The sequence below is a fragment of the Nocardiopsis sp. NPDC050513 genome (genome assembly GCF_044457925.1).
Classification (GTDB): domain Bacteria; phylum Actinomycetota; class Actinomycetes; order Streptosporangiales; family Streptosporangiaceae; genus Nocardiopsis.
The window spans coordinates 127,865-140,344 of sequence record NZ_JBITHK010000004.1 but is presented as its reverse complement, the minus strand read 5'-3'; the positions used below and the strand labels follow the sequence as shown (position 1 = coordinate 140,344).

Annotated in this window: 10 protein-coding genes; 5 read left to right on the top strand and 5 right to left on the bottom strand. The window is 73.5% G+C overall.

All coding sequences use genetic code 11. The annotated features are described in order from the left end of the window. From ACIBFB_RS08545 to ACIBFB_RS08530, 4 genes are all read right to left on the bottom strand, one after another. Positions 1–1,566, bottom strand: a complete 1,566-nt coding sequence (locus ACIBFB_RS08545) for a cytochrome P450 (RefSeq protein ID WP_397227769.1) — start codon at positions 1,564–1,566, stop codon at positions 1–3. Between the two features lie 213 nt (positions 1,567–1,779). Beyond that, the gene (locus ACIBFB_RS08540) at positions 1,780–2,688 is read right to left on the bottom strand and encodes a carbohydrate ABC transporter permease (RefSeq protein ID WP_397227767.1); all 909 of its coding nucleotides are present in this window, start codon (positions 2,686–2,688) and stop codon (positions 1,780–1,782) included. Further along, positions 2,685–3,551: a carbohydrate ABC transporter permease gene (locus ACIBFB_RS08535; RefSeq protein ID WP_397227765.1), complete on the bottom strand. Its 867-nt coding sequence runs from the start codon at positions 3,549–3,551 to the stop codon at positions 2,685–2,687. Before ACIBFB_RS08535 ends, ACIBFB_RS08540 begins: the two co-directional genes overlap by 4 nt. A 199-nt stretch (positions 3,552–3,750) precedes the next feature. After that, the gene (locus ACIBFB_RS08530; protein WP_397227763.1) at positions 3,751–5,088 is read right to left on the bottom strand and encodes an ABC transporter substrate-binding protein; all 1,338 of its coding nucleotides are present in this window, start codon (positions 5,086–5,088) and stop codon (positions 3,751–3,753) included. 374 nt (positions 5,089–5,462) lie between these two features. On the opposite strand from ACIBFB_RS08530, the gene ACIBFB_RS08525 reads away from it, so the two are divergent. The 5 genes from ACIBFB_RS08525 to ACIBFB_RS08505 all read left to right on the top strand — a co-directional run bounded on the left by ACIBFB_RS08525 (position 5,463) and on the right by ACIBFB_RS08505 (position 11,257). Then, complete coding sequence (locus ACIBFB_RS08525; protein WP_397227761.1) at positions 5,463–6,863, top strand: hypothetical protein; 1,401 nt, start codon at positions 5,463–5,465, stop codon at positions 6,861–6,863. Positions 6,864–6,937: 74 nt separating this feature from the next. After that, entirely contained in the window at positions 6,938–7,927 is a 990-nt protein-coding gene (locus ACIBFB_RS08520) for a LacI family DNA-binding transcriptional regulator (RefSeq protein ID WP_397227759.1), read from the top strand. Positions 7,928–7,981: 54 nt separating this feature from the next. Further along, positions 7,982–9,283, top strand: a complete 1,302-nt coding sequence (locus ACIBFB_RS08515) for a DUF2786 domain-containing protein (RefSeq protein ID WP_397227757.1) — start codon at positions 7,982–7,984, stop codon at positions 9,281–9,283. Between the two features lie 71 nt (positions 9,284–9,354). Further along, positions 9,355–10,143, top strand: coding sequence for an RNA ligase family protein (locus ACIBFB_RS08510; protein ID WP_397227755.1), 789 nt, complete (start codon positions 9,355–9,357; stop codon positions 10,141–10,143). Beyond that, positions 10,127–11,257 (top strand): AAA family ATPase, encoded by a 1,131-nt coding sequence (locus ACIBFB_RS08505; protein ID WP_397227753.1) that lies wholly within the window; start codon positions 10,127–10,129, stop codon positions 11,255–11,257. The genes ACIBFB_RS08510 and ACIBFB_RS08505 overlap by 17 nt, the downstream gene beginning before the upstream one ends. Before the next feature lie 19 nt (positions 11,258–11,276). Here the strand turns inward: ACIBFB_RS08505 and ACIBFB_RS08500 are convergent, their stop codons facing one another. Further along, positions 11,277–12,449: an epoxide hydrolase family protein gene (locus tag ACIBFB_RS08500; RefSeq protein ID WP_397227751.1), complete on the bottom strand. Its 1,173-nt coding sequence runs from the start codon at positions 12,447–12,449 to the stop codon at positions 11,277–11,279. Positions 12,450–12,480 lie beyond the last annotated feature (31 nt).

The following is a 12,480-nucleotide window of genomic DNA, read 5'->3' as shown; positions in this document are numbered from 1 at the left end:
CTACCCGCGCGGGCGCCAGGTGGCCAGGAGCTGTTCGAGGGGGTCGGGCGTGCCGGACTCCGGTGGGGCGAACGGCGCCTGGTAGCGCGCTCCGACGGCGCGCGGTGCGGCCGCCCGGACGCGCGGGGCCGGTGCGGCGCGCGGTGCGGCCGCCCGGACGCGCGGGGCCGGTGCGGCGCGCGGGCCGCCCGTGTCGTCCCCGGCCTCCGCGGTGTCGCGCTCGGGGGCCAGGGGCGCCTGGTAGCGGGCGCCCCGCGGCGTGGGGCGGCGCTTGCGGCGGACCCAGCGCCCGCGCGCGGTCGGCGCGGCCTCGTCGGCCGCGGGTTCGGCGCGCTCGCCCGTGGGGGTGTACGTCACCGGAAGCCGCTCCAGACCGTGGATGGCCAGGGAGGCGCGCCAGGTCAGCTGGCCTGGGTCGACGGCCAGCGCCATGCCGCGCAGACGGTCGACGACCATGTCGATCGCCGTGCGCACCAGGTCGCGGGAGAAACCGGTGGCGGGGCAGCGGTGCGCCCCCGCGCCCCAGGAGAGGTGGGAGCGGTTGCCCGCCATGGCCATCGCGTCGTCCCCGTTCCGGACCACCGACGGGTCGCCGTGCGCGGAGGCGAACCCGAACAGCATCGGATCCCCCTGGCGGATGCGCGCACCGGAGAAGCGGAGGTCCATGGCGGAGTAGCGCCCGGCGAGCATGCGGATCGGCGAGTCGGTCCACATGACGTAGTCGACGAAGTCCTCCGGGGTGAGGGTGCCGCCCAGGTAGGCGGTCCACACGTCGGGGTCCTCCAACAGCTTGAGCAGGGCGTTGCCGATGAGGTGGGTGGTGGGTTCGTGCCCGGTCTCCCAGAGCAGGGACAGGGCCTCGACCGCCTCGTCGTCGGTGAGGGCGTGGGGGTGGTCCAGCAGTCGGCTGGTGAGGTCGTCGCCCGGCTCGTCGCGCTTGCGGGCGACCAGTCCGGTGAAGTAGGCGCGGATGGCCAGCGCGGCGGGTTCGGCGCGTTCGGGGTCGCCGCTCCACAGCCGTGCGGTCAGGTCGGCGAGCAGGCTCCCGTAGGCGTCGGGCAGGCCGAGGAGCTCGTTGAGCACGAGCGCGGGCAGCGGGGCGGCGAACCGGCCGATGAGGTCGGCGCGGCCGTCCGCCGCGACCGCGCCGAGCAGGCGCACGGCCGCGCGTTCGACCACCGGCACGAGCTGGGGCGTGCCCACGGGAGCGAGCGCGTCGACGATGGGCGCGCGCAGCCGCCGGTGTTCCTCGCCGTCGTGGGTGAGCGCACCCGTGCGCGCGGGCGCGGTGCCCGAGGCGCTCCACGGACGGGGGTCGGCGGAGAAGTGGGTGTGGTCGCGCAGGACCTGGAGGTTCTCCTTGTAGCCGAGGAGGAGCCAGCCGGGCACGCCGGGGGCGATCTCGACCGGCGCCAGGCCCCCGTACTGCTCCCGCAGGCGCGCCCAGGGCAGGTCGGCGGGGGTGGGCTCGTGCAGGGCGAGTGTCGCGCCGACGGGGCAGCGGGCTCCCTCCCCCCGCCCGCCCGGGACGCCGTCGCGGTCGCCGGATCCGGTTCCCTGGTGCATGGAGACTCCTCGGTGGCTGTGGATGCCTCGCGACGCTATGCCGTGCATGTTTCCGGCGTGCTTCGGGAACGAAAGCTCCGGCTTTCGGCGCGGGACACGGGCCCGCAAGTCGGACCGGGGAGGGCGGGTCCGTCACTGTCCGGCGGCGTCGGTTGCGGGGACGTTTCGGGCGCGTCACGGCGCGGCCCCTCCGCGCGGGCGGGGGTCCCCGGGTCAGCCCTTGATTCCGCTGGAGGCCACGCTGCGCACGAACCAGCGCTGGAAGACGAGGAACACCGCGAGCATGGGCAGCACCATCATCACGCCGAAGGCCATGATGTCCCCCCACTGGAAGGGCGGCTGCCCCTGGTAGACGCTGATGGCCAACGGGAGCGGGCGCACGGCCGGATCGCTGACCATGAGCACCGGCCACAGGAACATGCCCCACTGGGTGAGGAAGGACAGGATGGCGACGGTCGCGAAGACGGGCTTGCTCATCGGGACGATGATCCGCACGAAGATCCGCAGCGGCCCGGCGCCGTCCATCCGGCCGGCCTCCTCGATCTCCTTCGGGAGCTTCAGGAAGAAGGAGTAGAAGAGGAAGACGGAGAAGGCGTTGGCGACCAGCGGGACCGCCTGCACCGCCAGGGTGTTGCGGAAGTCGTTGAGCAGGTAGAACAGCGGCACCGCGATGGCCTCGAAGGGCAGCACGGTCAGGGCCAGGACCAGGATGAGGACGGCGTCGCGCCCCCGCCAGCGGAGGCGGGCCAGGGCGTAGGCGGCCATGGAGTTGACCACCAGGCCGCCCAGGACGACCACGCCGGTGACGATCACCGAGGTGGCGAGGAAGTCCAGGAAGTATCCCGTGCTCGGATCGTCGAACGTGCGGAAGACGTCGGCGTAGTTGTCCAGGGACAGGTCGCCGGGGGCGAATCCGGACAGGCCGCCGAGGACCTGTTCGTCGGGTTGGAGGCTGCCGATGAACATGTACAGGATCGGCGAGGCGAAGAGCAGCGTCACCGTGCCCGTCACCAGGTAGTCGAGCCCGCGCCGCACGGTCGGGGGGAAGCGGCGCGCCGGTCCGCGGTGCGGGACCCGTCGCCCCGGCCGGGGTACGGTCGGCCGGTCGGTGAGCGCGGTCATGAGATCTCCCGTTCCTGGGTGACGAGGCGGCGTTGCAGCAGTGTGAGGCCGAGGACCACGACGAAGAGCACGACGGTCATGGCCGCGGCGCGGCCGACGTTGCTCTCCGCGAAGGCCGTGGTCACCGCCAGGTGCATCACGGTGCTGGTGGCCCCGTCGGGGCCGCCGCGGGTCAGGATGTAGACCTGGTCGAACAGGCGGAACGACAGGATCGTGGTGACCAGGGCGACGAACACGAGCGTGTTGCGCAGTCCCGGCAGGGTGACGGCGCGAAACCGCTGCCAGCGGCCGGCCCCGTCGACCTCGGCCGCCTCGTAGAGCTCCTTGGGGATGCCCTGCAGTCCGGCGAGGATGATGACCATCTGGAAACCGACGCCCTGCCACAGTGACAGCAGCATGATCGACGGCATGGCGGTGCTCGCCTCCCCGAGCCAGTCGTGCGGGGCGAACAGGCCGAGGGTGGCGAACCCGAGCGCGGAGTTGAGCATCCCGTCCGGCCCGGGGTCGAAGACGAGCCGCCAGACCGTCGCGATCAGGGCCATCGGGAAGACCACCGGCATGAAGAAGAACGTCCGGAACACCGGCATGCCGCGCAGCGGGCGGTTGAGCAGGAGCGCGAGCCCCAGCGCGGCCGCCGTCTGCGCGGGCACGATGACGGCGGCGAACAGGACGTTGTTGCCCAGCGCCCGGTAGAAGTCGCCGCTGAACTCCGATGACAGGAGGATGCGGCGGTACTGCTCCAGGGCGAGGAAGTCGGGTGGCCGGAAGGAGTCGAGCCGCACGTTGAACAGGGACAGCCCGATGGCCATGGCGAAGGGCAGGGCCACGAACAGCGCCAGCCCGGTGACGGCGGGCAGGGCCATCAGCGGCCCTGCCCATGCCTCTCGGCCGGCTTTCGGGCGGGTTCGGGGAGCGCCCGGCGGAGCGGGAGCGGTCACGGCGGATCCTTAGGGTCGTGGGGTCTTCGGCAGCACCGGCTCCAGGCGGGGCGCCGCCGGACAGCGCGCACCGGTGGACGCGGTGCGGGCGGACGGGCGGCGCCCTCCTCCGGGAGCCCGGGTGCTAGGAGTCGGCGAAGAAGTCGTTGTCCGCGAAGTCGGTGTCGATCGCGGTGACCGCGCCGTCGAGTGCCTCGGCGACGTCGCCGCCGTCCCAGATGGTGGCGACGGCGTCGGAGAACTGGCGCGTGATGACCGGGTATCCGGCCGTCACCGGGCGGGGCACGGACACGCAGTCCGGGGTGACGGGTCCGTCTCCGCAGGTCGCCGCCAGTTGGTCGGCGAACAGTTCGAGGTCCCCTCCGGGGCCGTACAGGTCGCTGGTGGCGATGGCGGAGCGGGTGCCGGGAGGGGCTCCGTTGGCCGCCGTCATGTCGGCGACCTGCTCGTCGGCCATCAGGAAGTCGATGAACGTTCCGGCCGCGGAGCCGTTGGCGGAGGTGCTGGAAACGCCCCATGCCCAGGAGCCCTGGCCGGTCTTGACGCCGTTGCCGAAGTCCGGGAGGGGGAGCACGACCAGGTCCGAGCCCAGCGCCTCGGAGTAGTTGGGGTACTCCCAGTGCCCCACGAGGGACAGTGCGACGTCCCCGGAGACGAAGGCGTTGTCGTCGGTGTTGGCATCGGTGTAGGGGGCCCACTCCTGGACCAGGCTCAGCGCCTCGACGACGGCGCGGGTGTCGAGGGCGCCCTCGGCGCTCCCTCCCTCGATCAGCGAGCCGCCCGCCGACCAGATCACGGGGGAGAAGGCGTAGGTCGTCCACTCTCCGAAGCCGTAGTTCTGCTTGACGTCCAGGACGCGGCCGTCCTCGTCCTCGGCGGCCAGGACCGCCAGAGCGGCGGTGAACTCCTCCGCCGTCCAGGCGTCCTCCAGGCCCTCCGGGTAGGAGATCCCGGCCTCGTCCAGGAGGGCCGCGTTGCCGTAGACGCCGAGTCCGGAGTCGAACATGCCCAGGCCGTAGAGGGATCCGTCGAGCGTGCCCTGGGCGAGGACGGAGTCGGTGGCGTTGGCGCGGGTCTCCTCCGACACGAAGTCGCCGATCGGTGAGAGCTTGTTGTTGTAGACCAGGCTGGCCATGGCGGGGCCGTCGAATTCGAGCACGTCGGGCAGTTCGTCGGGGCTCGACGCGGTGACGGTGGTCATGTAGTCGGCCTCGGGGATGAGGGTGAGGTCCACCGTGATCTCGGGGTGGAGCGCGCCGAAGGCCTCCACGGCGTCCTGGAGGGCGACGACCTCCCGGTCCTGGCCCTGGTGCGCCCAGACGGTGATGGTGCCCTCGCCGTCGCCTGTCTCGGCGCCCCCTCCCCCGGTGCCGCACGCGGTGAGGACGAGGGCCGGAGCCGCCAGAGCGGCCGCGGCGCGCAGGACGCCGCGTGGTCGGGTTCGTGTGGATCGCACGGTCATCTCCTCCTAGCGGACACCTGCCCTGCCAGCCGCGGTCGACGGCCGTGCCGTCCCGAACGGAAGGGGCGCGCGCCGGATCGGCGGTGTCCTGTGAGCTGTGCCACCCAACGCTAGTCATGGGAAACAGAAATGCAATCGCTTACATTGACTTGTTGCCTGGCCGTTACCAACGGCGCGCCGAGTACGCGAAGACGACGGCGCCCCATGAGGGACACGCCACCGACCTAGACGTTCACACCCATCCGCCGCGAGCATCCTCGGCTTGCCAGAATGTAAGCGATTGCATACAGTCGTGGCTCCTGGAGCCGGACACGCCCCGGACCCGCGGCAGGACCACTCCGGTCCGGCACCGACCACCGAGAGGACCGAGGACCATGCGCTACGCACCACCGGGGGCCTGCCTCAACGACTTCGCGGTCGTCCACGGCCCGCCCTACGTCCTCCTGCACCTGCAGGCCCCCTGGACCGAGCACCCCGACGTCAGCCTGTTGGAGACGTCCTACGGGCGGGCGGTCTCGCACGACCTGGTCCGCTGGGAGCCGCTCGGCCCCGCCTTCGGTGTGGGTCCGGCCGGGGGGTTCGACGACACCAGTGTCTGGACGATGCACCCGCTGCGCCACGGGGACGGCTGGGTGATGGCCTACACGGGGGTGCACGACGACGGGCACAAGAGGCAGGCCGTGGGCCTGGCCCGGACCGTCGCCGACGACGCCTCCGCGTGGTCGCGCGTCCGCGGGGTCGTCGTGCGTCCGGACGAGCGGTGGTACCGGACCGGCGCGGAGGAGGCCTGGCGGGACCCGTGGATCGTCGAGCCGGAAGGCGGACTGTTCGGGGCCCGCTACGCCATGCTCGTCTGCGCCCGGACCGCGCACGGCCCCGTCGAGCGCTCCGGCTGCGTGGGGCTCGCCGTCTCCGACGACCTGCACCGGTGGACCGTGCGGCCTCCCCTCCTCGTGCCCGGTGACATCGACGAACTGGAATGCCCCGTCCTCGAACGCGTCCCGGGAGGATGGCTGCTCCTGGGCTCCGTCGGCCCCTCGCACCACATCGAGGCGTGGCGCGCCGAGAAGCTGGACGGGGAATGGGAACGGCTCGGACCGCTCGCCCCGCCCGGCCCCTACGCCCCCCGCCTCGTGGACGGTCCCGGAGGCGAGCGGCTCCTGCTGCACACCGTCCAGCGCCGGACGGGACTGGACGACGGCGGCGCACCGTGCCGGGGCATGCTCGCCCAACCCAAGGTCCTGGCGGCCGATGCGGCCGGCCGCCCCCGGCTCGGCTGGTGGCGGGGCGTGGAGAACCACCTGCGGGCGCCGGCGGACCCCGGCGCCCCGGTGTGGAACGCGGTCGTGGACGTCGCGGTCGACGGCGGACCGGCCCGGGTCGTTCTGCGCGGCGAGGAGTCGGGGTTCACCGTGGACGTAGCGCCCGACGGCCTGCGGGTGCGGTGTGCGGCGTCCGGCCCCGTCCAGGCGACCGCGCTGGCCGAACCCGTCCGGAACCTGCGCGCGCTGCTGTTCGGCGAGTACCTGGAGTTGTACGCCGACGGCGTCCTCGTGGCCTGTGCCGTGTCCTACGGGCGCGCGCCGGGCCGCTGCTGGGCCCGTCGCCCCGACCGCGGCCCCCTGCCCGTGGAGGTGCGCCCCGTGGCGGACCCCTACCGGGACCGCGACGACGCGTCGGTGGCCCTGCGCGCCGACGTGCCCGGCGAGGACCCGCCGCGGCCGGCCGTCCCGCCCGCAGCGCTCCGGCCCCACGCCCCGGCGGAGGCACACTAGGCTCGTGACGGGGCGCCGCTCCGAGCCGGTCGCCCCGCCTGGGAGGAAGAGCAGTGGGAGCGAGTCTTGCGGATGTGGCGAACCGTGCCGGGGTCTCCACGGCGACGGTGTCGCGTGCCCTGCGCGGCCTGCCCAGCGTGGCGGAGGGCACGCGCCTGCGCATCGTGCGCATCGCGCGCGAACTCAACTACACCATCACGCCCAGCGCCTCGCATCTGGCGAGCGGGCGCACCCGGACGATCGGTCTGGTGGCGCCCTACGTCAACCGGTGGTTCTTCGGACAGGTGATCTTCGGTGTCGAGGAGGTCCTGCGGGCCAAGGGTTTCGACCTGCTGCTGTACAACATCCCCGACGCCTCCAGCCGCGACCGCTTCTTCGACGTGATGCCGCTGCGGCGCCGGGTGGACGCGGTGGCCGTGCTGAGCATGCCCTTGTCGAAGGAGCAGGCGCAGGTGCTGACCGGACTGGACGTGCCGCTGGGGCTGGTGGGCACGGAGATGGACGGCTTCGCGTGCGTGCGCATCGACGACGTGGCGGGGGCCACCAGCGCCGTGCGGCACCTGACCATGCTGGGCCACCGCGACATCGCGCACATCAGCGGAGGCGGCCCGGCCGCGCACAGTTTCACCACCCCGCGCGACCGCGCCCGTGCCTACCACGACGTCCTGGAGGAGGCGGGCATCGGGTACCGGCCCGAACTGGAGGCCGTCGGGGACTACACGGTGGCGGGCGGCGAGCGCGCCATGAGCGCGTTGCTCAGCGGCGCCACGCGTCCCACCGCCGTCTTCGCCCAGTCGGACGAGATGGCCTTCGGGGCGCTGCGGGCCATCCGCCACAGCGGTCTGCGCGTGCCCGAGGACATCTCGGTGATCGGCTTCGACAACCACGAGTTCGCCGACGTCCTGGACCTGACGACCGTCGAACAGCCCGTCGCGGAGCAGGGCAACCTCGTCGCCCAGATCCTGCTGGACCTCCTCGAATCCGGGGGGAAGCCGCCGCCGACCATGATGCTGCCCACCCACGTGGTGGTGCGCGGCACCACCAGCCCGCTCCGTACGCGGTGACCTGGCGCTAGGATGGCCCGTCGGCTCGACCACCACGACCGGGGAGAAAGCACCGTGGGCAAGAGAGGCCGCGGACGGCGGCGGCACGGCTCCGGCCCGCGGACCGGGGACTGGGCGGGCCCGGCGCCCGCGGACTCCCCCGCCGAGGTGGTGAGGGGCGCCGTCGACGCGCTGGTCCTGGGGGACGACGGCGGCGGTGTCGACCTGGCTGCTGCACGCCTGGCCGACACCGAGGACCCGGCCTGGGCGCGGACCGCCGGGTCCGCGGTGACGGACGCCCTGACACAGGGGCTGGCCGGGGTGTGGGCGCGCGGCTGGCAGCCCGCCGAGACGGTGCGCCGGCTCGGCCGGGACCTCGGCCGCGCGGCCGCGGCCGTATGCGCCGACGCGGTCGCGGCCGAGCACGGTCGGCACTCCCCCGCCACGGTGGACCCCCGCTGGAGCGCACAGGTGCGGGAGCTGGGGGCCGCGCCGGAATGGGGCGAGGGGTACCTCGCGCGGGCGGGGACGCGGCACGGGCTGTCGCGGTTCGAGGTCGTCGAACTGGCGCTGCGGGTGCTGGCCGCCCTGCGGGTGCTGCCGCCCATGCGTCCGCTGGGGCCGCCGCCGGGCGCCTTCCGCCCCGGTCGCGGAGCGGCGGCGCGGGCGGTGTCGCCGGTGGACCGCTCCCGGCTGGAACGGGTGCGCGCCCTGCTGGCCAAGGCCGAGTCGACGGAGTTCCCGCACGAGGCGGAGGCGTTGAGCGCCCGCGCCCAGGAGATGATGGCGCGGCACAGCATCGACCGGGCGCTGTTGGCGGAGGAGCCGGGGGAGTCGAACGCCGCGGCGGCCCGGCGACTGCCGGTGGACGCCCCCTACGACGAGCACAAGGCCGTCCTGCTGCACGAGGTCGCCGAGGCCAACCGCTGTCAGGCGGTCTGGCACCGGGAGCTGGAGCTGTGCACGGTGATGGGGTTCGAGGACGACCTCGACGCGGTCGAGCTGATGTTCACGTCGCTGCTGGTGCAGGCCGAGAGCGCGATGCGCGCCAGCGGTGCGGTGCGCGACCGGTCGGGGCGGTCCGCGGGCCGGGACTTTCGGGCGTCGTTCCTCTCCGCGTTCGCGGTGCGGGTGGGTGAGCGGCTCGCGGAGTCGGCCCGGGCCGCGGAGGAGGCCGCGGCGGCGGAGACGGGCGCCGATCTGGTGCCGTTGTTCGCCGCCCGGGAGCGCGAGGTGAGCGCCGCCGTCGAGGAGGCGTTCGGGGAGTTGACCCACGCGCGCGTGCGCGGCCCGTACAGCGAGGACGGCTGGGTCGAGGGCCGGGCGGCGGCCGACTCCGCCTCCCTGGGCGGGCGCCGACCGGTCCGGGGGGAGTGACCGGAGGCGGCGCCCGGTCCGACGGAAAAACCGGTGGCCGCGCACCGCGTCCACCGGATAGAACCGGGCACATGTTGCACAAGTACCCGCGGACCCGGCACATCCGGGGGTCGCGTCTCGGGCCGGGCGACGACGACCTGGCCGCCGCGCCCTTCGGCGGTCTGGCGGGGCGGCACCTGGTCGTCGAGGAGAAGCTGGACGGCGCGAACGCGGGGATCAGCTTCGGTTCCGACGGACGGCTCCGGTTGCAGAGCCGTGGCCACTTCCTCACCGGCGGTCCGCGCGAGCGGCAGTTCGCTCCGCTCAAGGCGTGGGCGGCGACGGTCGCGCCCCAGCTGTGGCCGCGGCTGGGCGACCGGTACGTGCTCTACGGCGAGTGGCTGTACGCCAAGCACACCGTGTTCTACGACGCGCTGCCGCACTTCTTCTGCGCGTTCGACGTCCTGGACACGCGGGAGAACGTGTTCCTGTCCACGCCGCGCCGCCGTGAGCTGCTGGAGGGCGCCCCGGTGGTGTCGGTCCCGGTCCTGTACTCGGGCCCGCTGTCCGACCTGGCCGACCTGACCCGCTTCGTGGGTCCCTCCGCCTGCCGGACCCCGCACTGGCGGCGGGCGTTGGAGGCGGCGGCGCGCGCCGGGGGCGCCGACCCCGACCGCGCCCTGGCCGAGAGCGACGGATCCGACCTGATGGAGGGACTGTACGTCAAGGTCGAGGAGGGCGACCGCACCGTCGACCGGTACAAGTGGGTGCGCTCGGAGTTCACCACGGCCGTTCTGGACTCGGGGACGCACTGGCTGGACCGCCCGCTCATCGCCAACGGCCTCGCCGACCCGGAGGTGCTCCATGCGACCGTTCGATGAGCTGTGCCCCGCTCCCCCGGCCTGGTCGCTGGACTGGGCGGCGGTCCGCGAGGCGCTGCCGTGGGTGCGGGAGATGGCGGGGGTGGAGCAGGACCCGGTCCACCACGCCGAGGGCGACGTGGAGACGCACACCCGCATGGCCTGCGAGGCGCTGGCGGACCTGCCCGAGTGGCGGGCGCGTCCCGCCGACGAGCGGGTCCGGCTGTTCGCGACCGTCCTCCTGCACGACGTCGGCAAGGCCGCGTGCACGCGCCGGGACGGGGACGGCCGGATCACGGCGCACGGGCACTCCCGGCGCGGTGAGCTCATGGCGCGCCGACTGCTGTGGGAGGGCGGCGCCGACGTCGGGTGGCGCGAGCACGTGGCCGCGCTGATCCGCCACCACCAGGTGCCGTTCTGGGCCCTGGAGCGCCCAGATCTGCGCACGATCGCGTACCGGGTGAGCCTGGTGGCGCGCAACGACGATCTGGCGCTGCTGGCCGCCGCCGACATCCTGGGACGCCGGTGCGGCGACACGGCCGAGGTGCTGGACAACATCGCGCTGTACCGCGAGTACTGCGCCGAGCAGCGGTGTCTGGACCGCCCCCGTGACTTTCCCTCCGACCACGCGCGGTTCTGGTTCTTCCGCAAGCCGGACCGCGACCCCGACTACGCGGCCCACGACGACACCCGTCTGACGGTGACCGTCATGTCCGGGCTGCCCGGGGCGGGCAAGGACACGTGGATCGGCGCGCACCGGGCGGACCTGCCCGTGGTGAGCCTGGACGCGTTGCGCGCCCGGTTGGGGGTGGCCCCGACCGAGCCCCAGGGGCGGGTGGCCGCCGCCGCGCACGACCTGGCCAGGGAGCACCTGCGGGCGGGACGGTCCTTCGTGTGGAACGCCACCAACCTGTCGCGCGACGTGCGCGACCGGTGCGTCGGGCTGGTCGCGGCGTACCGGGGCCGGGTGGAGATCGTGTCCCTGGAGGCCCCGCCGGGGGTGCTGAGGTCCCGGCTGGACCGCCGCGCCGACCCGGTTCCGGCCGCCGCCGTCGAGCGCCTGGTGCGGCGCTGGGAGTACCCCGACCCGACCGAGGCGCACCGGATCTCGCGGATCGCCTGGCCGCGGGGCTAGGTCCGGCGTCTGAGCGCGCTCACCGGCGGGCGGCCAGCACTGCCGCGAGGCCCTCCCGCAGGTCCTCGACGAAGTACCCGGGCACCTCCAGCGACGGGAAGTGTCCCCCCTTCTCCGGCGACCTCCACCGGACGATCCGCCGGTACCGCTCCCGCGCCCAGGCGCGCGGACACTTCTCGATGTCCCGGGGATACATGGTGATCGCCGACGGGACGTCGACCCGGAGTCCGGGGTCCAGCGAGTCGTGGCTCTCGTAGTAGATGCGGGCCGACGACGCGCCGCTCCGCGTCAGCCAGTACAGGGTGACGTTGTCGAGGAGCCTGTCTCTGGACATCGTCTCGAACGGGCTGTCCTCGGTGTCCGACCACTCGGCGAACTTGTCCAGGAGCCAGGCGAGAAGCCCGACCGGTGAGTCGACGAGCGAGTAGCCGACGGTCTGCGGCCGGGTCGCCTGCTGCTTAGCGTACGCCGAGCGGTGGCGCCAGAAGTCGCGGGTCTCCTCGGCCCACGCGCGCTCGGCGGCCGTCAGCCCGTCCGTCGTCGCCCCGGGGAGTCCCTCCGCGAACGTCGTGTGGATGCCGAGGACGTGCGCCGGGAACCTGCCGCCGAGAACCGTGGTGATGTTGCCTCCCCAGTCGCCGCCGTGGGCCGCGAACTCGCCGTAGCCGAGCCTTCGCATCAGCTCCACCCACGCGGCCGCGATCCTCTCGGTTCCCCACCCGGTGGCGGCCGGCTTGTCGCTGTAGCCGAAGCCTGGCAGCGACGGGACCACGACGTGGAACGCCGGCGCGTCCGCGTCGTCGGGATCCGCCAGTTCGTCCACGACATGGACGAACTCGGCGATGCTCCCCGGCCAGCCGTGCGTGAGGATCACGGGGGCGGCGTCCGCGCGCGCGGACCGGCGGTGCAGGAAGTGGATTCCCAGACCGTCGACGGTCGTGCGGAACTGGCCGATGCGGTTGAGGCGCTCTTCGAACGACCGCCAGTCGTACCCGGTGCGCCAGTAGTCCACGACGTCGACGAGGTCGGACAGGGGCACGCCCTGTTCCCATCGGCGGGGGTCGGGCGCCGCGCGACGGACCGTCTCGGCCTCCGGCAGCCGGGCCGCGGCCAGTCGCGCGCGCAGGTCTTCGAGGTCGGCGTCGGTCGCGTGCGCTTCGTATGCGTGCACATCGCTGGTGGGACGGGGCATGGGACCTCCTGGCCACGTTGGAACCGGCTAA

What these genes read in the sequence shown, in the direction of transcription:
- ACIBFB_RS08525 (WP_397227761.1), top strand. Translation starts at nt 5,463, where the DNA reads ATGCGCTACGCACCACCGGGGGCCTGCCTCAACGACTTCGCGGTCGTC.
- ACIBFB_RS08540 (WP_397227767.1), bottom strand. Translation starts at nt 2,688, where the DNA reads ATGACCGCGCTCACCGACCGGCCGACCGTACCCCGGCCGGGGCGACGG.
- ACIBFB_RS08500 (WP_397227751.1), bottom strand. Translation starts at nt 12,449, where the DNA reads ATGCCCCGTCCCACCAGCGATGTGCACGCATACGAAGCGCACGCGACC.
- ACIBFB_RS08510 (WP_397227755.1), top strand. Translation starts at nt 9,355, where the DNA reads ATGTTGCACAAGTACCCGCGGACCCGGCACATCCGGGGGTCGCGTCTC.
- ACIBFB_RS08505 (WP_397227753.1), top strand. Translation starts at nt 10,127, where the DNA reads ATGCGACCGTTCGATGAGCTGTGCCCCGCTCCCCCGGCCTGGTCGCTG.
- ACIBFB_RS08530 (WP_397227763.1), bottom strand. Translation starts at nt 5,088, where the DNA reads ATGACCGTGCGATCCACACGAACCCGACCACGCGGCGTCCTGCGCGCC.
- ACIBFB_RS08545 (WP_397227769.1), bottom strand. Translation starts at nt 1,566, where the DNA reads ATGCACCAGGGAACCGGATCCGGCGACCGCGACGGCGTCCCGGGCGGG.
- ACIBFB_RS08535 (WP_397227765.1), bottom strand. Translation starts at nt 3,551, where the DNA reads ATGGCCCTGCCCGCCGTCACCGGGCTGGCGCTGTTCGTGGCCCTGCCC.